We start from the raw sequence: 21,689 nt of genomic DNA on the forward strand, positions 1-21,689 counted from the left end.
GGGGCTTGCGCCCGTCCAGAATCGCAGTATGTTCCCGGCCTCGCTTGCACGATGGATCGGACGCCGCGCCAAGGGCGCTGAGAGACGCGCGTTCCCAACGAAAGAACACCGGGCCAAGGCCCCTCCAGACCGAGGTTGAGACATGGCTGTCCCTCAGAATAAAGTCACGCGGTCCCGCCGCAACCAACGCCGTTCGCACGATGCGCTCGTCCCGGGCAACCCGGCCGAATGCTCGAACTGCGGCGAGCTGAAGCGTCCGCACCACGTCTGTGCGGCCTGCGGCCATTATGACGACCGCGAGGTCGTGGCCCAAGCCGACGAGATCGACCTGGACGAAGAAGACGCGGCATAATCCGCCCCAAAAGGCGCGCGTCTCTCCATGACCGAAGAGCATCTCCAGGAGCTGCGCGCCGCCCCGCGCACCGTGATATCGGTGGACGCCATGGGTGGCGACCGCGGCCCTGCGGCTGTTGTCGCGGGCATTGCCTTGTCCGCAGCCAAAAATCCGGACATCCGCTTTATTCTGCACGGGCAGCGCGACGAGCTTGAAAAGCTGGTCGCGCGTCGCAAGCCCCTGCGCGGGCGGGTGGAGATCCGGCATGCGGATGGCGTCGTCACCATGGACGCCAAGCCCAGCCACGTGATGCGCCACGGCCAGGACACCTCGATGTGGTCGGCCATCGACTCGGTGCGGCATGGCGAGGCCACGGTGGCCGTGTCCTGCGGCAATACCGGGGCGCTGATGCTGCTGTCGATCATGCGGCTCAGGAAACTGCCGGGCGTGAACCGGCCGGCCATCGCCTGTCTGTGGCCGTCGCGCAATCCCGGCGGCTTCAACGTGATGCTCGATGTCGGCGCCGATGTGCGCGCGGACGAGCGCGACCTGCTGCAATATGCGCTGATGGGCACCTCTTATGCCCGGAACGGGCTGGGGCTTGACCGGCCGCGGGTCGGGCTTCTGAATGTCGGCACCGAAGAGAACAAGGGCCGGGCCGAGCTGAAGGCCGCCCATGACCTGATCGAGGCTGCGGCCGAAGAGGCGAATTACAGCTTCGTCGGCTTCGTCGAGGGCGGCGATATCCCCTCGTCGAAGGTCGACGTGATCGTGACCGACGGCTTCACCGGCAATGTGGCGCTGAAGACCGGCGAGGGCACCGCCAAGCTGCTGGGCGATTTCATGCGCGAGGCCTTCACCGCGACGCCGCTGTCCAAGGTCGCGGCCCTGCTGGCCTATACCTCGCTCAGGCGTCTCAAGAAAAGAATGGACCCCAGGCGCGCCAATGGCGGGGTGTTCCTCGGGCTGAACGGAACGGTGGTGAAATCGCACGGCTCGTCGGATGCGACGGGCGTGTCGGCCGCGGTCAAGCTCGCCTTCGAGCTGGCGCAGTCGGGCTTCACCGAACGTCTGGCCGCGCGGGTCGCGGCCAGCAATGCGACAGGACCGGAGGCGCTCCGGGAACTTGCCGGCGGGCGTAAGGGGTAGGAATGGGTACGAGGGCGATCGTCCGGGGTGTCGGGCATTATCTTCCGGCGCGCGTTGTGGAAAACGCCGAATTCGAGGCGACGCTCGACACATCGGACGAATGGATCCGCTCGCGCTCGGGGATCGAGCGGCGGCATTTCGCGGCCGAGGGCGAGACCACCTCGCAGATGGCCATCGCCGCCGCCCGGGCCGCGCTGGACGATGCCGGGCTCGGGCCCGACGACATCGACGCCATCGTGCTGGCGACCTCGACCGCCGATCTGACCTTCCCCTCTGCCGCGACCATGGTGCAGGCCGGGCTCGGGATGAGCCGGGGCTTTGCCTATGACGTGCAGGCGGTCTGCGCGGGCTTCGTCTTTGCCATGGCCAATGCCAATGCGATGATCGCCGCGGGCCTGGCCCGCCGGGTTCTGGTGATCGGCGCCGAGACCTTCAGCCGGATCATGGACTGGACCGACCGCGGCACCTGCGTTCTGTTCGGCGACGGCGCGGGCGCGCTGATCCTAGAGGCGGCCGAGGGCACCGGTGCGGCCGAGAATCGCGGCATTCTCGCGGTCGATCTCAATTCCGACGGACGCCACCGCGAGATCCTCTATGTCGATGGCGGGGTGTCGACCGGCACCACCGGACATCTGGTGATGCATGGCAAGGAAGTCTTTCGCCATGCTGTCGAGAAACTGGCCGACACCGCTCATTCCGCGCTGGACAAGGCCGGGCTGACCGGGGCCGATGTCGACTGGCTGGTGCCGCATCAGGCCAATCTGCGGATCATCAAGGCCACCGCGCAGCGGCTGCACCTGCCGATGGAAAAGGTGATCGTCACCGTCCAGGACCACGGCAACACCTCGGCCGCGTCGATTCCGCTGGCCCTGTCGGTCGGGCGGCGCGAAGGCCGGATCAAGGATGGCGATCTGGTCGTGACCGAGGCAATCGGCGGCGGCCTTGCCTGGGGATCGGTCGTCCTGCGCTGGTAGGCGCGCTTCGCGTGCCACCTTCGCCCATCGCGTCAAGTTCCCCGTATTGACACTGAAAATCAAATCTACCTAAGGTTTTGGCAACCAAGGGTTTCAATAGTCGCTGTCAGAGAATGGGGGAGATCATGGCAGGCAACACGCTGACGCGCATGGACCTGACCGAGGCGGTATTCCGCGAGGTCGGTCTGTCGCGCAACGAATCCGCTTCGCTGGTCGAGAGTGTGCTGCAGCACATGTCCGACGCGCTGGTCCGGGGCGAGACGGTCAAGATCTCGTCCTTCGGGACCTTCTCGATCCGCTCGAAGGCGGCGCGGGTCGGGCGCAACCCCAAGACCGGGGAAGAGGTGCCGATCCACCCGCGGAGGGTGCTGACCTTCCGGCCGTCGCATCTGATGAAAGACCGCGTGGCGGCCGGCAACAAGGGCTGACCGGCATTGGCCACGGACAAGTCTCCCGAGGCCTTTCGGACCATCAGCGAGGTATCGACCTGGCTGGATACCCCGGCCCATGTCCTGCGGTTCTGGGAAAGCCGGTTCACCCAGGTCAAGCCGGTCAAGCGGGCGGGCGGGCGACGCTATTACCGGCCCGCCGACATGCTGCTGCTGGGCGGCATCAAGAAGCTCCTGCATGAAGACGGGATGACGATCCGCGGCGTGCAGAAGATCCTGCGCGAAGACGGGGTCAAGCATGTCGCGGCGCTGTCGCAACCGCTCGACGACGAGGAAACCGTCGATATCGCGGGCGCCTTCTCGGACACCGACGAGCCGGACACCGAAGCGCCGATGGCGCTTGATGCCCAGGCCGAGGTGGCCGAGGTGCTGCCGATGCGGCGGCGCCCGCCGCCCGAACCGGACGAGGCGATCCTGCCCGGGCTCGAACTGCGGCGCCCTGCGCCAGCACCGGCCCCTGCACCAATCCCAGCTCCGGCCCCAGCACCAGTCCCTGCACCGGCCCCTGCACCGGCCCCTGCACCGGCAGGGCGCCCTGCCCCTCCGCCCGACATCGCCGATGCCCCCTGGCCCCGGCAGGACCCGGAAAGCGCCGCGGAGGACCTGGCCGAATCGGACGCCTGGGCCTCTCCGCCGCCGATGGCGGAGCCTCTGCCGCAGCCGGCCCGGGACCCCGAGCCCGCGGTCGAACCGGACCACGCCCCCGAGCCGGAGGCCCCGATCGACCTCGCGCCGGCCGAGACCGACCGGCCCGCCGACGCCGCCGACACGCCGGAACCGGCGCCCGAACCGGAACCGGAACCGGACCCCGAGCCGCAACCGCTTGGGACCGATCTGCCCGGCGCAGACCCCGAAGACGACGACCCCGCCTATGCGGCCACGGCCCAGCCCGTCCGCAGCCAGCTGCTGCAACCGGGGCTGCGGCGCCATCTTGCCGCCGATCCCGAGGCCGCTCGCGGTGCCGTCGACCGGCTGAACGACGTCGCCCGGAGGATCGGGGCCGTCTCGCAGGACTGACAGCGCTTTCGGGCGGGATTTCTGTCTTGCCCCCGCCGTCAGACATGCTAAGAAGCGCCCCACGTCGGGCTATAGCGCAGGTGGTAGCGCGTCCGTCTGGGGGGCGGAAGGTCGCAGGTTCAAGTCCTGCTAGCCCGACCATTACCCTCACCCGCCCGCGCCCTCAGGGGTTGCGGGCGGTTGTGTTTCAGGGGCCCCGCGCCGGGCCGAGGAGGGGATCCATGACCGCACCCGGCGTGCTGCCCGCACAGCAAATCCGCCATCTGATCGAGACCGGCGCCATCGGCCTTTCGGCCCCGCTCGATGCGGGCCAGGTCCAGCCCGCCTCGCTCGATCTCCGGCTCGGGGCCAGGGCCTACCGGGTCCGCGCCTCGTTTCTGGCGGGCGAAGGCCGCAGCGTGGCCGACCGGATCGCCGATTTCCAGATGCACGAAATCGACCTCACGCAGGGCGCGGTGCTGGAAAAGGGCTGCGTCTATGTCGTGCCGCTGATGGAGCGACTCGCCCTGCCCCCGGGCATCCAGGCGGTCGCCAATGCCAAGAGCTCGACCGGACGGCTCGACCTTCTGACCCGCACCATCACCGATGGCGGGGTCGAGTTCGACCGGATCCGCGCGGGCTATTGCGGTCCGCTTTACGCCGAGATCTGCCCGCGCTCCTTCTCGGTGCTGGTCCGGCCCGGCCAGCGGCTGAACCAGATCCGTTTCCGCGCGGGTCAGGCGGTGCTGTCGGACGAGGACTTGCGCGCGCTCGATGCCAAGGCGCGTCTGGTGACCGGCGGCCCCGCGGTGATCGACGAGGGCCTTGGCTTTTCGGTCGATCTGAGGCCCGCCGAGGGCGGCCTTGTCGGCTATCGCGCCAAGCCCCATTCCGGCGTGGTCGATCTCGACGGCATCGGGGCGCACGATCCGGCGGAATTCTGGGAGGAAATCCGCTCGACCTCGGGCCGGATCATCCTCGATCCGGGCGCCTTCTATATCCTCGTCAGCCGCGAGGCGGTGCATATCCCGCCCGATTACGCCGCCGAGATGGCGCCCTATCTGGCGATGGTGGGCGAATTCCGGGTCCATTACGCAGGCTTCTTCGATCCCGGTTTCGGGCATGACGACGCCGGAGGTGCGGGCTCGCGCGGCGTTCTTGAAGTGCGCTGCCACGAGGCGCCCTTCGTGCTGGAACATGGCCAGATCGTCGGCCGCCTCGTCTACGAACGCATGTCGGCCCGGCCCGATGCGCTTTACGGCCAGGGTATCGCCTCGAACTACCAGGGCCAGGGCCTGAAACTGTCCAAGCATTTCCGGATGTAGGCCCCCTGTCGGAGACCCGACAAAACCCGACGCAAGCCCGCCATCCCCCGCAGCGCGCGCCCCTTCTTCTTGGCTTAAATACCCAACTCGCGCCCTCGGACACCCTTGAAACGCTGGCCTTTCGCGCGCCCAGCCCGGTCCGGCCCAGTCCTGGCACGCTTCCTGCTTCCGTCAGCATGAAGCAGGGAGACCCGGATGTCCGACGCGCTCAAGCAAACCGTGCAGGAAGCCTTCAACGAGCCCGGCTGCGCCACCAACCGCGCCAAGTCCGCCGAGGCGCGCAAGAAGGGCTGCGCCAAGCCGCTGACCCCGGGGGCCGCAGCGGGCGGCTGCGCCTTCGACGGCGCCATGATCACCCTGCAGCCCATCGTCGACGTCGCCCATCTGGTTCATGCGCCGCTGGCCTGCGGCGGCAATTCCTGGGACAATCGCGGCTCGGCCTCGTCGGGCTCGATGCTGTACAAGACCGGCTTCACCACCGATCTCAGCGAACTCGACATCGTTCTCGGCAAGGGCGAGAAGAAGCTGTATGCCGCGATCCGCGAGATCGTCGAAAAGCACAATCCGCCCGCCGTCTTCGTCTATGCGACCTGCGTCACCTCGATGATCGGCGACGATATCGCCGCGGTCTGCAAGGCCGCGACCCAAGCCTTCGGCACGCCCGCGATCCCGGTCGATGTGCCGGGCTATGCCGGATCCAAAAATCTCGGCTGCAAGCTCGCGGGCGAGATGATGTACCGCCATGTGATCGGCACCATCGAGCCCGAACACACCACCGAGTGCGACATCAACATCATCGGCGACTACAACCTGAACGGCGAGCTCTGGCAGATCAAGCCGCTGCTCGACCGGCTCGGCATCCGCATCCTCGGGTCGCTGGCGGCCGACGCGCGCTACCGGCAGGTGGCGGTGATGCACCGGGCGCGGGTCACGATGCTGGTCTGTTCGCATGCGCTGATCGGGCTCGCGCGCAAGATGGAGGAAACCTGGGGCATCCCGTTCTTCGAGGGGTCCTTCTACGGGGTTTCGGACACCTCCGAGGCGCTGCGCACCATGTGCCGGATGCTGGTCGAGCGCGGCGCGCCCGCCGATCTGATCGACCGCTGCGAGGCGCTGATCGCCGAGGAGGAGGCCAAGGCGCGCGCCGCGCTTGCCCCCTACCGGCCGCGCGTCGCGGGCCGACGGGTGCTGCTTTACACCGGCGGGCATAAAAGCTGGTCGGTGGTCTCGGCGCTGCAGGAACTGGGGATCGAGGTCGTCGGCACCTCGGTGCGCAAGGCCACCGAGACCGACAAGGCCCGCGTCGTCCAGATCATGGGCGACGAAACCCACATGTACGAGAACATGGCGCCGAAAGAGATGTACGCGACGCTCAAGGCCGCCAAGGCCGACATCCTGATGTCGGGCGCGCGCAGCCAGTTCGTGGCGCTGAAGGCGCGCACACCCTGGATCGACGTGAACCAGGAAAAGCACGAACCCTATGCCGGCTACATGGGCATGGTGGATCTGGTGCGGGCCATCGACCGGTCGGTCAACAATCCCGTCTGGGAAGATGTCCGCCGCCCCGCCCCCTGGGACGACCCGCGCCCCGCGACCGGGCTTCGCCTCGCCGCCCAAGCCGACCCGGCCCCGGGTCCCGTCAATGACCCAAAAGATTTCGAGGACTGCTGAGATGGCCCGCCTCACCCGACCCCGCCGCGCCTTGTCGACCAACCCGCTGAAATCGAGCGCCCCGCTGGGCGCCGCGATGGCCTATCTGGGCATCGAGGGCGCGGTGCCGCTGTTTCATGGCGCGCAGGGCTGCACCGCCTTCGCCATGGTCCATATGGTGCGGCACTTCAAGGAAGCGATCCCGCTGCAGACGACGGCGATGAACGAGGTCTCGACCATCCTCGGCGGCCCCGACCAGATCGAGGAGGCCATCGCCAATATCCGCAAGCGCGCCCATCCCCGCTTTATCGGCATCGCCTCGACCGCGCTGACCGAAACCCGCGGCGAGGACGTGCCGGGCGAGCTGCGCGAGATCCTGGCCCGGCGCAAGGATTTCGGCGATCTGAAGGTCGTCTATGCCTCGACCCCCGATTTCGAGGGCGCGATCGAGGATGGCTGGGCCGCCGCCGTCACCGCCATCGTCGAGGCGCTGGTGCCGGAACGCGACCCCGCGCGCTCCGAGACGGTCGCGCGTCAGGTCAACGTGCTGCCCTCGGCCAACGTCACCCCGGCCGAGATCGAGGAAATCGACCGCCTGATCCGGGCCTTCGACCTGACCCCGATCTTCCTGCCCGATCTCTCGACCGCGCTTGACGGCCATCTGGCCGAGGACTGGTCGGGGCGCTCGCTGGGCGGGACCCGGCTTGACGCGATCCCGGCCATGGCGAAATCGGTCGCGACCTTCGCCATCGGCGAAAGCATGCAAGGCGCGGCGCGGCTGCTGGGCCAGCGCGGCCATATGGAGGTGCAGGTCTTTCCGTCGCTGACGGGGCTGCGCGCCGTCGACAGCTTCGTCCATGCGCTGATGGCGCTGGCCGGGACCGCCGATGCGCCCGACGCGATCAAGCGCGACCGCGCCCGGCTGCAGGATGCGATGCTGGATGCGCATTTCCAGACCGGGGGCCTGCGCTATGCCATCGCCGCCGATCCCGACCTTGCCTATGCGCTGAGCTCGGCGCTGGCGGGCATGGGCGCCGAGGCGGTGGCCGTCGTCACCACCTCGGGTGCCAACCCCATCGTCGAGCTGATCCCGGCCGAAGAGGCCGTCCTGGGCGATCTCGGCGATCTCGAGGCCGGAGCGCGGAAGGGCGAGGCGAGCCTTCTGATCAGTCACGCCCATGGCCGCCACGCGGCCCAGGCGCTGGGCCTGCCGCTGGTGCGCGCGGGCTTTCCCATCAACGACCGGCTCGGCGCCCAGGATATCTGCCGGGTCGGCTATCGCGGCACCCGCGCCTTCCTCTTCGAGGTGGCCAATGCGGTGCTGGCCCATCCGCATGCTGTGCGCCCCGAGGATTTCGGCGCAGCCCCCATCGACCCGGAGTTCGACCATGACCGCCCGCAGACTGCGCCTCATTGAGCCGGAGAAAGACATGACCGACAGCGAGATCCCGCTGAAAATCGCCATTGCGACCAACGATATGGAGCGTCTCGACGCGCATTTCGGATCGGCCGCGAAATTCGCCGTCTACGAGGTGACGACCACGTCGTCGCGCCTGGTCGAGGTGCTGGAATTCGATGTCGTCACCGACCAGAAGGGCGGCCATGACAACCTCGACGACCGGATCACCCCCAAGGTCGAGGCGCTGACCGGCTGCGCGCTGCTGTTCGTGCTGGCGATCGGCGGGCCGTCGGCCGCCAAGGTGGTGCGCGCGGGCATCCACCCGATCAAGCGCAAGGACCCTGAGCCCATCGCCGAGGTCATCGCCCAGACCCAGACCATGCTGAAAGGCTCGCCCCCGCCCTTCCTGCGCAAGGTGCTGGGCCGGCCGCAGACCGATTTCGCCTCCGATTATGCCGAGGATTACAGCGAATGAGCACCGAGGCCGACACCCTGCCCCGCGGCGGCGCGCTGCCGACCAGCGAATACCTGACCCAGCTGATCGCGGTGATCCGCGCCGAGGACACCCATGGCAGCTGGGACGGCAAGCCCGATGCCGAGATCCTGGCCGATTTCATCGTGACCAAGGAAGAACGCCGCGAGATCCCGATCATCTGCGACCCCGATCCGGACGTGCTCTGGCGGGTCGAGCGGTTCTATGACGCGGTGGCCCTTCTTCTGGAACGCCGGACCGGCGCCCAGGCGGCGCAGATGTCGCGGATCACCCATGAGGGCTTCGGCCGGATCGTGCTGATCTCGGGGCGGCTCGTCGTGCTGTCGAAACATGTGCGCGACATCCACCGCTTCGGCTTCGAAACCTTCGCCAGGCTGGCCGAAACCGGCGAACAGCTGACGGCGGACGCGGCCGACATGGTGGCGCGCTTCCCCGAGGCCGCCCGCGCCTGAGCCGCGACGACCGGCTCGCAACCCCCATGGCGCCCGACCCCGGCCGGGCCGCCGTTCCGTTTGTGCCCCATCACCCCGAGGACAGCCGATGAGCCTTGAAGAGCTTGAAGCGAAGGTCAGGAAACTGTCGATGCGCGCCACCAACGCCAAGATGAACCTGCACGATCTGGCCGAGGAGCTTCCCGTCGACTGGACGCGCATCCCCGAGGTCGCCGCCGAAACCCATCAGGTCTTCAAGGACCTGGAAGACGCACGCAACGCATTGAAAGCGGCCCGGAAAGCCGCAGAGGAGGCCTGAGCCATGCCGATCACAGCCACGACCCGCGGCGGCACCGAATATATCCCCGAATTCCTGATGGCGATCGATCAGGGCAAATGCATCGGCTGCGGCCGCTGCTTCAAGGTCTGCGCCCGCAGCGTGCTGACCCTGAAGGGCGTCACCGACGAGGACGAGATTGTCGATCTTGACGACGAGGAATTCGAGGACGAGATCGAGCGCAAGATCATGGTCATCGCCGATGGCGACGATTGCATCGGCTGCGGCGCCTGCGCCCGCGTCTGTCCCTCGGGCTGTCAGACCCACGCCCCGGCCTGAGCGGCCCGCCCCCCATCGCCGACCGGCCCCGCGCGCCGGCTCCCCCACCGGGGGCGGCTCGCCTCTTGTCGGGGACCGGTTTGACCGTTCAGCCGGTCCGATACCGATGGTTCACGAGGTTTGATCCCGGAAGACCCCGGCAGTCCACCGGTTATCCGGGATGGCCCGGCGGCGTCCGGCACAAGGTCAGCGGCGTCTGCGGCGCTGCCACCATGCGTGGATTGCGGACTTCGCGACCCTGCGGCCTTCGGGAAATCTGCGCGATAGCTCTGCCGCAATATCGTCGAACGTCATGCGGTCGATGCGGCTGTGACCCCCGATACCTCGTCCATCTGATGCTCGAGTCCGGCCCAAGGCGAGGACCGGACATGAAGAGATCGAAATTCACGGAAGAGCAGATCATCGCGATCCTGCGCGAGCAGGAGGCGGGCGCGAAGACGGCCGAGGTCTGCCGCAGGCACGGGATCAGCGGCGCCACGTTCTACGCCAGGGAGGCGAAGTTCGGTGGCATGAAGCCGTCCGGGGCGAAGCGTCTGAAAGCCCTGGAAGACGAGAACGCCAAGCTTGAGCGCCTGCTGGCCGAGGCATGCTCGACAACACGGCGCTGAAGGATCTGCTGTCAAAAAAATGGGGACGCCCGCCGCCAGGCGAGAGGCCATCGCCCAATTCGAACAGGGCTACGAGATGAGCGAGCGGCGGGCGTGTTGCCTGATCGGGGCGGATAGGTCTTCGGTGCGATGCCGACACCGGCGCCCGGATGACCGCGACCTGCGCAAGGTGCTACGCGGGGCCGCCGGGACGCGTCGGCGGTTCGGCTGTCGCCGCCTGCATGTGATCCTGCGGCGTGACGGCCACGTGCTGAACCGCAAGCGCACCCGGCGGCTCTACCGGGAGGAGGGGCTTTCGGGGCGCCGACGCCGACGCCGACGCCGACGCCGAAGCCGCAAGCGGGCCATAGGAACGCGAGCGCCATTGGTGACCGAAGCCATGGCGAACGCCCGCTGGCCGATTGATTTCGTGCAGGACCAATTTGCCGATGGCCGCCGATTTCGCATCCTGAACGTGATCGGCGACGTCACCAAGGAAAGCCCGTCGGCCGTGGCCGACGCCTCGATTTCAGGCCAACGCGTCGCACGGGAACTGACGGCGCTGATCGCTCGGCGTGGAAAGCCCGGCGTGATCGTCTCGGACAATGGAACCGAGTTCACATCGAATGCGATCCTGGAACGGGCCGGGAAGATGCAGATGAGATGGCACTACATCGCCCCCGGCAAGCCCATGCAGAATGGGAACTGCGAGGCGTTCAACGGCCCGAGGCGGCGGTGGCGGTCCTGCACAACGACGTGCTGCCCTTCCACCGCGCCCTGGACCTGCCGGTGAAGGCGGTGCTGACCGAGCGAGCCATTGAAGGCGCCATTGGTTCGAGCCCAATGGCGAACGGCCGCGACTTCTGCGGCACCGAAAAGCACCCCTACGAGCTCTATCTCGACCTCAACACCATCGAGCACCGCTGCACCAAGGTCCGCACGCCGAAGACCAACGGGTTCGTCGAGCGCTTCAACGGCAGGGTGCTGGAGGAGGTCTTCCGCGTGAAGATGCGCGAGACCTTCTACGAGACTGTCGAGGCGCTCCAGGCCGATCTCGACGCCTGGCTCGTCCACGACACCACCGAGCGCCCGCATCTGGGTTACCGAAACATGGGCAGATACGAGATGTCGATGTGCAGATCGCCGGGCTCGTCGGCCTTGAAGCTGCCATGCGCGGGCTTGGATGCCTTCGGCTTCGGCGCCCGCAGGTTGCCCGGGCCGTGGCGCCGGAGGCAGCGGTCGAGGCCCGAGCGCGAGACATGCGGGTCGAGGAATTCGCGCACCACGGCGAGCAGATCGTCGAGCCGCAGGAGAAGCGCCTTGCGCAGCGCAACGGCGACCTTCTTCGCTGCGATCGGTCCACCGGATCGATCGTTTCACGCTCGAACCCTGCGTCGGCGTCAGCGTCGTCTGCAAGCGGTGCGGCGTGTGGCTCCGGGCGTGGACATCGTCGCGACCCCGCCACGTCCAGACCGTCCGCTCGGAGATCCCGGAGCGCTCGGCAACCAACCGCGTCGGTTCGCTGCTTGCCTGGATCGCTCCCCGGATCTTCGGTGTCGTGGTGGCCTGCCTGTGCAGAGAGATCAGCATGCACCCATCCCATCCCGAACCTCGCGCAGGATCGACCTTGCCATGAACAGGGCAGACCGGCGCGGGGCCATGTGATCATCCGGCATGGAACAGATAGCCCCCGACGGCCCCGAAGCGGACCTCAGCGGACCAGCAGGGCCTCGGGGTCGAAGGTTTCGGCGAAGACCAGCCGTTCCTCGATGATCCGGCGCGGAAAGAGCCGCCCGCCATGCCGCTCGTTGACGGTGTTGTCGGAATAGAACCGCTCGAACTCGCGGACCAGAATGCGGCGCGGTCCCGCACCGCCGGGCAGCGTCACGGTGGCGTCCCAGAAGGCGGGGTCGGGAAGGAACGGGTCGATCGGACGGGTCGGCGTGACCAGATCCCCGATCGCGCCGCCCATCGCGGTGCCCAGCGCGCGGCCGATGGCCAGACTGCGGTCCTCGGCGGGCGGCAGGGTGACCCGGCCACCCGCAGCCGGCGCGACGACCCGGCCCCCGGCGGGTCCGGGCGACACGGTGGCCGAGAGCGCCCCCGTCCCCGCGGGGCGGTCAAGCGACAGAACCCCGTCGCGGGCCGCGGACAGCCCCCCCGGCGCGAAGACCGGGCCGATGCCGCCGTCTTCCTCTTCGCCCACGACATGGTCGTGCAGCACCTGCACGTCTTCCCAGGCCAGATCGCTGTCGATCCCGTCCTTCTGGCGTTGCAGCACGATCTCGACACGGTTGCGGCCGGTCTCGAACGGCCCGTTGACGAAGGACACGTTCTGAAAGGCGGAATCGCGGTCGAAGCGGATCGGGCCGCTTTCCGGGTCCGGCCCGTGCAGGCTGACCGACAGCACCGAGCCCGTGCGCGTCGCCCGCACCCGGCGGCGGGGCAGCACCTGGGCAAACTCGGCCAGAACCACGCGCGAGATCCTGGCCCCCGGCATCGCATTCGGCTGATAGCGCACCAGCGCCAGCCGCACGAAGGGCATGTAGCTCGACCCGGGCGACAGCTCGATATCGCAATACCAAAGCCGCCGGTCGTCATCCCAATGCACCCGATGCCCGACAATGCGAACAGAAGGATCGCCCGGACGCGCTTCCCGCAGCGCCAGCGTTTCGGCGGTCACCCGGGCCGGAAAATCCGCATCGCGGATCGTCTGTTTGGGCGCCGGGCTTTGCCAGAGCGGATCGGTCCCCCATTGGGTGACGAGCTTTTCGAACCGTTCCGGGATTTCATTGAAATTGCCGCCATTGCGGTGAAGGACCACCCCCAGAAGCTCGCCATCGCCCGAACTGAACCAGGGCCGGTCCAGCCAGACCCGAAGCCCGTTGCCGGTGCGGGTCGCGGTATAGCCGGTCGCGCCGGTGCTGCGGCTCCAGCGGAAGGTGGGCACGACATAAAGCAACCGCGGGTCTTTGGGCGGGGCCGAGGCCAGCACCCGGGTCTGGGCAGTCGAACCGGCCGGATCGGGCAGCACGGGCGCCCCCATGTCGTCCTCGGGCGGCAGGGCCATCGGCTCGCCCAGTGCAACCGGCCCCAGCTGCGTGACCAGATCGGTTTGCCCGTAAAGCGCGGGCGGCAGGTATTCGCGGAACCGGGTCGTTGCGCGCATCCGGTAGGCGATCAGCCGGAACCGGGTGTCGCCCAGATCGTGCACGTCGCCGCGCTTGGCCTCGGGGTCGGTCAGCTGCGCCGAGACGGCTGTTGAAAGCACCAGAGCGTTGGGGTGGTTCTCGGCCAGCCGCACCTCGCCCAGCTGGCCGCGGAAGGCGACACGCTCGGGCCGGGGCTTGGCGATGTCATCGACCCATTCCTGCCAGTCGGCCTCGATCTCGATCTTGCCGGTCGAGGGACCGTGCAGTCGCACCTGACGGCAATGAAGCCGCAACTCGCGGTCGCCCCTGCCCCGGCTGGTCGTCATCTGGATCATCTCGGGGCGGCAGACCGGCGCCTGGGTGGCATGGACCAGCGTCAGCGGGCGATAGGGCGTCATCAGCCAGTTGGTGCCCATCGCCGCGGCCTTGCGGCAGGCCTCGGCGGCCTTGGCCGATTCTGTCCAGTGCGGAATTCCGAAGCTGTCCAGATGCCGGGGCGAGACGAAGCTGGCGTAGAAAAGCCGCACGATCCGGCCCTTCTCGACAAAGAGGGTCAGCTCGCGCTTGTCCTCGTCCCAGACCGGCAGGCCTCTGTCGGGGAAATCGACCGCACAGGGCAGGTCGCTGTCGGTTTCGGCGCGTTCGGCCAGAACCAGACGGAACCCCGCCAGATCGGGCCAGTCGCCGCCATGCCGGACCAGCAGGATCAGCCGCTCGCGGTCGTCGCGCACGACCCGGGCGCTGGGGCCAAGCACCATCTCGTCGTCGATCCCCGGCAGCGTATGGCCGCGCGCCGCCCGGATCGAGATGCCGCCCGCCGCCCCGTCGGGCAGATAGGGTGTGGTCAGCGCGGCCTCGCGGTGGATCACATATTGCCCGCCCGCCATCCGGTCGCCCACAGGGTTGCCAGCCGAGGGCAGCGCGGGCGGCACGGCGGCCGTGGTGGCGATGGCATCGAGCGTCTCCGGCGTGATCAGCTCGATCTGGGCGCCGGGCAGCGGATCGTAAAGCGTGCCCGCCTCGCGCGCGGCGATGGCATAGCCCTCGCGGATGCGCTGCCAGTCGCCGAAGAACGGATCGAAGAAACCATGCGTCTCGCATTGCTGCTGCGAGGATTTGGGCGGCACCAGATGGCGCTGGTTGGTTTCGGTATAGGCGAAATCGGCCGAGGCCGGTTCGGCCGCCGCCGCCTGGAAATCGGGATCGTTGAGATATTCGCCGGTCGTTGCGTTGAAATTCGACCGGATCACCAGCCGTTCCAGTTGCTCGCCCTCGCTCAGCCTTTCGCGCTGGACCAGCACGGGCGGATCGACCGGCTCGAAGCGCCAGTAGCCGACCGCGTCGCTGGCCTGTTCCAGATCGCCCAGCGAGGGGTCCTTGAGCCCCAGCGAATTGCCCGCCAGATCGACGACCCGCGCCCGCAGCCGGTACAGCGCGCCGAAGCGCAGGCGCGGCAGGCTGCCCTTTTCGGCGGCAAAGATGACGGCCAGATCGTTGCCCTTTTCGGCGGTGTCGGTGACATCGGCGGGCAGCTCGGCCTGCAGGTTGTCGTCCTCGCCGGTTTCCGACCGGATGGTCTTGCCCGGACGCGGCGCGGCCAGGCTCCAGCCCGACCAGCGGAACAGGCTTTCATGCAGGTACTGTTCGTCCGCGTTGTCGGGATCGCCCGACACCGAATGGCCCGAGACATAGCCCTCGTCGGGCGGGAATTTCAGCTGCTCGCCGGTCGAGATCACGCGATAGTCGCCGACCCGCGCCTGCAGGCTTTGCCAGGGGCCGGGATGGACCCGGTCGGGCACCCGGGCCACGTCGATGCGATAGCCGCGATGCACATCCTCGGCAAACAGCACCACCTTGTCGGCATTGCCCGCCGCGATCTCGGCATTCTTCAGATCGGCCGCGGCGGCCAGCTGCGCCAGATCCATGGCGCGGCCATGATGCGACACGCCGATGCCGCCGGACCGCAGCGCCGCCACGCCCTGCCGGTCGGGCGTCGTGTAGGTCACCTCGCCATGGCTCTGGCGCAGGCTCAGGCTGCGGGCCACGAGGTTCTGCGCGGTCAGCGCAAAGTTCACCGTCTTCAGCGCCGCGCCATCGGGATCGACCTGATAAAGATCGAAAAGGCCGGGCTTTTCGTCCTTGGCCACCTGCCAGCCATCGTCGCTGTCCTCAAGCCGCAGCAGCCCCGCGTCATGCTGCGCGCTGCGCGGGCGCGGCACGAACCGGTCCTTGCGGGCCAGCCAGGCGGTGCGGGGCGTGGCGTCCTTGCCCGGCGCGTCCCCGTCCCATTTCAGCACCAGCTGCATCTGCCCGATGCCGGTGCCGCCGCCCGCCGCGATCCGGTCGTCGATGACCTTGCCGGTCTCGAGCACGCAGTCGATCACCAGCCCAAGGCCGCGTTTCAGACCGCCATAATCGGCATAGGAGGCCACGATCCGGTGGAAGTCGTACTCCGGCGCGGGCGGTGGCGGGGTCACATCCTTGAAATCGGGTCGGCGCTTGAGCTTTTCCAGTTCGCTCGCGCGGGTCCGGCGGTAGAAGCGGTCGGCCTGATAGAAGGTGTATTCGTCCGCCGAGGTGAACTGTGCCATCACCCCGGCGGCCGCGCCCGCGGCGGCCGGCGGCACCCAGTCGGGCGGCAATGCGCGGCGCGGGCGGCTTTCGGCCGCATCGGGCGTGCCGGTCTCGCCCTCGACGCCGGGCCCCGGCACGGCCATCGGGAAGACCGACTCGGGCGAGAAGACAGAGCGGTCCAGGAGCTTGTCGATGTCGTCGCCGAAGAAGCGCGAGAATCCCGGCAGCGGCACCTCGACCGAACGGTCACCGAAATTGATGATCTGGGTGCGCGTCCCGAGATCGCCCAGCATGCCCTTCAGCGCGGGATCGGCATCCTTCCAGGGCAAGAGAACCGGATGGTCGTCGCCCGACTGCGCCGCGAGCCGCCCGTAATGGCGCCGCGCGAAGGCCAGCACGTTGCGCACCGCATAAGACCGCAGGTTGACCCGGCTCATATCGGCATAGACGAAGCCCGCAACCGGAGTCTCTTCGGTGAAGAAGCGTTTCCACAGGTCGCTTTCGGGTTTCGACACCGGCGTCAGCCGCACCAGCGTGCTGCCGATCCTGAGACGAAAATTCGCCCGCGCCAGCGTGGCGGGCCAGTCGAGCCAGGGCTGATACGCCTTCAGCACCTGCTCGTCGGGCGCCTGCGGCGTCAGACGGGGCGAGACCACAAGGCTGACCCGCCACTTGCCGTCATGCTCTCCCCCGTCGGCCATGCGGCCATAGGGCAGGACGGTCCAGACCAGAAACTGCTCTGCCATGGTAATTCCCCCTCAGCCGAAGGCCTCGACATAGTCGCGCCAGGCATAATCCACCCCGGGCCCCGAGATCGCCGCCAGCTCGTCGGCCAGCAGCAGGGTCGCGTCGAAGCCCATCATCTCGCGCAAGCTCGGGTCGCCGTTCGAGCCCGCGAATTTCTTCTGGCAGCGGATGGTCACGCTGCCCGAGAAGAACAGCACCGACACCTCGATCGTCAGCTGGGCCATGCCCACGCATTTGCCCGACGAGAATTCGTAGCGCAGTTCCAGATACAGCTCGAGCGAGGCCGAGATCAGCCCCAGCACGCTGACATGGCCGCCAAGCCGGAAATACCCGGTCAGCGAGGCGTCCTGCAGCTCCATCCGGTAATAGATGCCCGCCATCACCTCGACCCCGCCCGAGGCGACGCCGAAATCGACCGACAGCGAGGCGCCGAATTCCAGCGCGGCCTCGAGGATCTGCACGCCCCTCGGGTCGATGGTGACGCCGAAGAAGCCGCCGCCGCCGAAGCAGTAGACCGTCAGGCAGAAGGGCTGTTCGCGGGTGCAGAAGTTGAAGGCGACCGACAGCGGCTGGCCGATGAAGGGCACGGTGAAGCCCGCGCCGAGGCTGAGATTGTTGATATTCAGCACACCGACGCAGATCGAGGGCAGCGCAATGTCGAACCCCGCATGGATGCCCTGCGGGGTGATGTCGAGATAGGGCGGGTCGGAAAACCCGTCGAGCGGGATCAGGTCGCGCAGGGTCTCGACGAAGGACAGCGGCCCGACGAAGCGGATGTCGTCCAGCACCACGTCGACATCCATCTTGGCGGCGCTGTCGACCGAGAAGACGATGCGGTCGAAGTTCAGTTCCAGGAAAGACGCCTTGCCGATCAGCACCAGATCGAAGCGGTTCAGAGAACAGGTCACGGCGATCTTCGGGCTGGAACTGCCGTTCTTCTTGACCTTGCCCTCGACCGCGACGACGAAGCCGCGCTTGTCATTGGCGCGAAAGATCTCTTCGCCCGCGGCGGCGGGCCAGTTGCCGATTTCGGGCGCCCAGTCGAAACGGATGGTCAACTCGTCCCCGGTCAATGCCTCGATCAGCCTGGCCAGATCGGCCGCGGCCTCCAGCACCTCGCGCACCGCGCCCAGCGCGGTCAGGATCGCGGCCTTGGGCGCCGCGCCCAGAAGGTCGAAGTCGCGGATCGCGGTCTCGAACGGGCCGAGCGCCGCGATGACATCGTTGATCTTCGCTTCCAGCCCGGCCCCGTCGGACAGCAGGTTCGCCAGCACCGTCGGATCGCCCACGATGGCGTCGAGCGCGTCCCAGAGGTCCCTGGCCGCCGAAAACAGCGCGGCACTGTCCCCGACCGCTTCCAGCAGGGTGTCGAGACCGGTCGCGAAGGCCCGGATCTGCTGACGCAGATTGGCCGGAATGGCATCGCCCTGCGGTCCGTTGACGATGGCCAGCAGTTCGGCGATCCGGGTCTGGATCGTCGCGATCTGACCGGGCAGCGCGGCAAAGTCGGGCGCGGCGCCGATGCCGTCAAGCGCCTGGTGCGACAGGCTTTCCAGCGTGGTCCCGAGCCCCGCGATCAGCGCCTCGATCTCGGAGAGCTTCGCCAGCGCGGCCTGCAACGCGGCCGGGGCCACCTGCCCCTGCTGACCCAGATCGGCGATCTTTCCGACCGCCTGGGCCAGCCCGCCCGCCCCCTGCCCCAGCACCCCGCGCGGCAGGTCGTAGGTCAGTCCGAAAAGCTGGACCAGCGCGCCGATGAAGCTTTCGACCTGGGTGCCCGCCTCCGAGACGAAGCGGGGCACCTTCTCGCCCTCGCCCGCAATGTCGGTCACGGCCTTGATCAGTTCGCCCAGCGGGATGCAGCCGAACAGAAGCGGCAGCGGCAGGTCGCTGACCGAGATCGGGAACCCCGCCCCGGGTTCCATCTGCCCGTCGAGAAACTGGGTCACGTCCGACATCACCGGACCTGCCATCCGCGACAGCGCGCGCGGCCTGAGGTTCGGCTGGACGAACCCGCCCGACTTGTCGCCCTGGGACGAGAAGTCGAGCATGCCCATATTGGGGCTTTGCACGATATCGGCGAAGACCTCGCCCACGTTGCGCTGGCCCACCGGCGCGCCGGCACCGGCGGCGAACCCGAATTGCAGATAGCGCGCGTTCCAGCTCAGCCGGTTGGTGCGGGTCGAGCCGGTCAGCTGGTTCACCGGTCCCAGCCGGGCCGTCGTCTCGACGATCTTCGGCAGGAACAGGGCGCGCGACAGATCGCGGCTCCAGGCCTCGATGGTTGCGTTGCGGGTGGGCTGCTGGCCCGGCCCGCCGCGCTTCGGCGCCTCGGCGCCCAGCACCATCTCCTCGACCTCGACGGCGGTGTCGCCGGACCTGGCCGAGGTGGCCAGCGCCACGCGCTGGAAATCGAAGGGCACGCTATGGCGCTGGGGCCATCTCGCGTATTCCTCGGCGGCGGTCGCGGCATTGAAGGCGGCGGCGGGATAGTCCGCGTCCAGCCGTTCGGTCACCGGGTTGAAGATCCGCGGACAGGACACGGTGTTGTCCATGAAGATCATCGGCAGATCGAAGAGCACCCGGTTCCCGTCAAGGTCGGTGCCCGCGCATTGAAACCGGAACGGTTCTCCATTGACCGAGGGCCAGAAGAAAAGCTGGCCCGCGTTCGACACGTCGGTATCGCCCGGATCGTCCAGATCGGGGGTGCGCTCTGTCAGGATCTCGATTTTCGAGAACGGGAACTGGCGCGCGAAATTGACGGTGTTGTCGGTGCTTTTGGCGGCATGGAACAACGCGTCATCGAAGGTCAGCACGCGTTCGCGGATGATGATGAAATAGCGCTGGCGCAGATAGGCATGCTGGCTGCGGTCGTAGCCGTCCTGCGAGCCGGGCGTTTCGGAACTGCGCTTGTGAAACTTGCGCTCGGTCACCTTGACCAGCGAGACCCGGCAGTTCAGCGGGCACAGACAGCCGCGATAGACGACCTTGACGTAATGGTCGCGCCCCATCGCGCCGCGATGCACCCATTCCTCGACCGACAGGCCCGGCGGGTTCCACGACCCGCGCGAATCGAGCCAGCCGCCCAGCGAGGACAGCATCATGAGGTTGGTGTCGACCGGTTCCGGCGTGTAGCCGGTGACCGAGAAGTTCGAGGACAGATGCGCGATCTGGAAGCGGTCGAAATCGTCGAGCGGCATCCGGAACGGACGCCCGCCCGGCACCGGCAGCGCGTCATTGGGCTGGCTTGGCGGTACCCCCGGCGAGCGTGTGGGCCAAGCCTGTCGCATCGGCGGGTTTGCGGCCTCGGACCCGGAACCCGAACGCGCCCAGACCGCGCGGATGGTGCGGGCCGGATCGGCATAGGGCGGCGGGATCTCGGTACCGTCCGACCCGGGCGTGACCATCCGCGTGTGCCAAAGCTCGACATGGGCGGTCGAGGCCGACAGCGCGGGGCGCGTCGCATGGCGCCATTTCGCGCCCCCATGGGGCGACACGATCAGCCGCCAGGGCATCTCGATGGCGGTGGTGGTCGCGGTGGGGTTGCCGGGCCGGGGTTTCGCGCCGCCCGGGGCCACGATCACCCGGTCGGGAATGCGTTCGAAGACCGCCGCGTTGGCGCTGGCCTGACGGGCCCGCAGCGTGGTGATGTCGCCGCCCTCGCTGGCGGCCAGGCGGAACGAGGACGCCACATGGCCGGCCAGCTGCGCGCGCGCCTTGACCGACAGCGCGTTCAGCGCGCCGTTACGGATCAGGTCGGTCAGCGGCAGGAAAACGCCTGGCTGGCTGCGCGGCCTGGCATTGCCCGCGACCGACAGGGTCAGGGTCTGGCAGGCCGCCAGCACGCCTTCGAGCGTATAGTCGATCTCGAAACCCTCGGGCACCAGGAAGGACAGCCGCGATTCATCGGCGATGCGGGCCCGGATCGGCGGCTCGCGCAGCGCCTCGTCTGCGGCCGGATTGGCGGGCTCGGGCTTGGGCTGGTCCTTGGGATTGGCGTATTTCGGTTCCGCCGGAACCGGCTTGCCGATCCTGGGCGGCGGCGGCTGGAAGAAGGTCTCTTCGGTCACCGTCTGGGGCGGAAAATGCAGGATCAGCCGCCCGGTGCCGCCCGCCGTCTTGCGGAGCTTCGGCGGGCTGCCCGGCACGATCTCGCAATTGCGCAGCTCGATCCGGAGGGCCAGCAGGTCGTCGACCCGAAGCGCGGGCCGACCCGGCCGGGTCTTCTCGAAGATGTTCTTGATCACATCGGGCGCGCGCGGGATCAGCACCAGATCGTCGATCGCCGCGTCGATGGCGGACACGATGGCGCCTCGCGAGGTGATCGCCTGAACCGGAATGGACGCACCAAGAGAGAGCCCGGAAATCGAGCGCAACGAGGGGCGGACTGCCATGGCAAACCCCAATGGATTATATACTTAATAGAAACAAAATTAGCCCATATGGGCGATTCTGTAAAATACTATTACGCGGCACGGTTGAAAGCGGCGCTGACCGGGCTGTTGGAAGCAAGCTCAGCCCGCGCCCTCCCCACGCGGATCGGTCGGAGCGATGACGCTACGGCAGGCACCGCAGGCGCCGCGACCGCGACCGGGCGACGCCCCCGGGAACGCCACCCGGCATGCGCTTCAGCCAGACCCGCGGGCCGCATCCCGTCGCACCCCGCGGTCCCCGGCCCATCGGGGTCCATTGGGACGGCAGCGTCACGCGGAAGAACGGTGCGGCCGCCCTGTCGGCGGTCTCGGCCGGGTGCGGGGTCCTTGCCGCGACCGGCGCCAGGGATTGCAGATAGGCGACCAGCGCCGCGCCGTCC

General features: G+C 68.1%; 14 protein-coding genes, 1 tRNA gene and 3 pseudogenes. 15 read left to right on the forward strand and 3 right to left on the reverse strand.

Features of this window, described 5'->3' with window-relative positions; all coding sequences use genetic code 11:
• The first annotated feature begins 142 nt into the window (after window positions 1–142).
• The 15 genes and pseudogenes from rpmF to EV657_RS22105 form a co-directional block, all read left to right on the forward strand.
• Window positions 143–352 (forward strand): 50S ribosomal protein L32, encoded by a 210-nt coding sequence (gene rpmF, locus EV657_RS04200; protein ID WP_075785900.1) that lies wholly within the window; start codon window positions 143–145, stop codon window positions 350–352.
• A gap of 27 nt (window positions 353–379) precedes the next feature.
• Window positions 380–1,483 carry a phosphate acyltransferase PlsX gene (gene plsX, locus EV657_RS04205; protein ID WP_075785899.1) on the forward strand — a complete coding sequence of 368 codons (1,104 nt, stop codon included), beginning with the start codon at window positions 380–382 and terminating at the stop codon, window positions 1,481–1,483.
• 2 nt (window positions 1,484–1,485) lie between these two features.
• Window positions 1,486–2,457: a beta-ketoacyl-ACP synthase III gene (locus tag EV657_RS04210; RefSeq protein WP_134077224.1), complete on the forward strand. Its 972-nt coding sequence runs from the start codon at window positions 1,486–1,488 to the stop codon at window positions 2,455–2,457.
• 125 nt (window positions 2,458–2,582) lie between these two features.
• On the forward strand, window positions 2,583–2,885 hold the full coding sequence (gene ihfA, locus EV657_RS04215; RefSeq protein WP_075787578.1) for an integration host factor subunit alpha: 303 nt from the start codon (window positions 2,583–2,585) through the stop codon (window positions 2,883–2,885).
• Window positions 2,886–2,891: 6 nt separating this feature from the next.
• A complete protein-coding gene (locus tag EV657_RS22100) occupies window positions 2,892–3,923 on the forward strand; it encodes a MerR family transcriptional regulator (protein WP_243837482.1) in 1,032 nt (343 codons plus the stop codon).
• Between the two features lie 65 nt (window positions 3,924–3,988).
• Window positions 3,989–4,064: transfer RNA gene (locus tag EV657_RS04225), tRNA-Pro, on the forward strand.
• A gap of 80 nt (window positions 4,065–4,144) precedes the next feature.
• Window positions 4,145–5,227 (forward strand): 2'-deoxycytidine 5'-triphosphate deaminase, encoded by a 1,083-nt coding sequence (locus tag EV657_RS04230; protein WP_134077225.1) that lies wholly within the window; start codon window positions 4,145–4,147, stop codon window positions 5,225–5,227.
• 195 nt (window positions 5,228–5,422) lie between these two features.
• Window positions 5,423–6,898: a nitrogenase iron-molybdenum cofactor biosynthesis protein NifE gene (gene nifE / locus EV657_RS04235; RefSeq protein WP_113668728.1), complete on the forward strand. Its 1,476-nt coding sequence runs from the start codon at window positions 5,423–5,425 to the stop codon at window positions 6,896–6,898.
• Between the two features lies 1 nt (window position 6,899).
• Entirely contained in the window at window positions 6,900–8,294 is a 1,395-nt protein-coding gene (nifN, locus tag EV657_RS04240; protein ID WP_134077226.1) for a nitrogenase iron-molybdenum cofactor biosynthesis protein NifN, read from the forward strand.
• Window positions 8,295–8,307: 13 nt separating this feature from the next.
• Entirely contained in the window at window positions 8,308–8,751 is a 444-nt protein-coding gene (nifX, locus tag EV657_RS04245) for a nitrogen fixation protein NifX (protein WP_165828044.1), read from the forward strand.
• Window positions 8,748–9,221, forward strand: a complete 474-nt coding sequence (locus EV657_RS04250) for a NifX-associated nitrogen fixation protein (RefSeq protein WP_075785892.1) — start codon at window positions 8,748–8,750, stop codon at window positions 9,219–9,221. The genes nifX and EV657_RS04250 overlap by 4 nt, the downstream gene beginning before the upstream one ends.
• Window positions 9,222–9,309: 88 nt before the next feature.
• Window positions 9,310–9,519, forward strand: coding sequence for a CCE_0567 family metalloprotein (locus EV657_RS04255; RefSeq protein WP_075785891.1), 210 nt, complete (start codon window positions 9,310–9,312; stop codon window positions 9,517–9,519).
• A gap of 3 nt (window positions 9,520–9,522) precedes the next feature.
• Window positions 9,523–9,816, forward strand: a complete 294-nt coding sequence (gene fdxB / locus EV657_RS04260) for a ferredoxin III, nif-specific (protein ID WP_081382118.1) — start codon at window positions 9,523–9,525, stop codon at window positions 9,814–9,816.
• A gap of 368 nt (window positions 9,817–10,184) precedes the next feature.
• Window positions 10,185–11,136 (forward strand): annotated as a pseudogene (locus tag EV657_RS04265) (IS3 family transposase); the annotation flags it as partial.
• Window positions 11,121–11,522: pseudogene (locus EV657_RS22105) on the forward strand (integrase core domain-containing protein); the annotation flags it as partial. The pseudogenes EV657_RS04265 and EV657_RS22105, both read left to right, overlap by 16 nt.
• Here EV657_RS22105 and EV657_RS22645 read toward each other — a convergent pair.
• From EV657_RS22645 to EV657_RS04285, 3 genes and pseudogenes are all read right to left on the reverse strand, one after another.
• Window positions 11,516–11,993 (reverse strand): annotated as a pseudogene (locus EV657_RS22645) (transposase family protein); the annotation flags it as partial. The pseudogenes EV657_RS22105 and EV657_RS22645 sit on opposite strands and share 7 nt — an antisense overlap.
• A 121-nt stretch (window positions 11,994–12,114) precedes the next feature.
• On the reverse strand, window positions 12,115–16,875 hold the full coding sequence (locus EV657_RS04280) for a hypothetical protein (RefSeq protein ID WP_134077227.1): 4,761 nt from the start codon (window positions 16,873–16,875) through the stop codon (window positions 12,115–12,117).
• Between the two features lie 12 nt (window positions 16,876–16,887).
• Window positions 16,888–21,270, reverse strand: coding sequence for a hypothetical protein (locus tag EV657_RS04285; RefSeq protein WP_208323219.1), 4,383 nt, complete (start codon window positions 21,268–21,270; stop codon window positions 16,888–16,890).
• Between the last annotated feature and the right edge of the window lie 419 nt (window positions 21,271–21,689).

This window comes from Rhodovulum visakhapatnamense, assembly GCF_004365965.1.
Classification (GTDB): domain Bacteria; phylum Pseudomonadota; class Alphaproteobacteria; order Rhodobacterales; family Rhodobacteraceae; genus Rhodovulum; species Rhodovulum visakhapatnamense.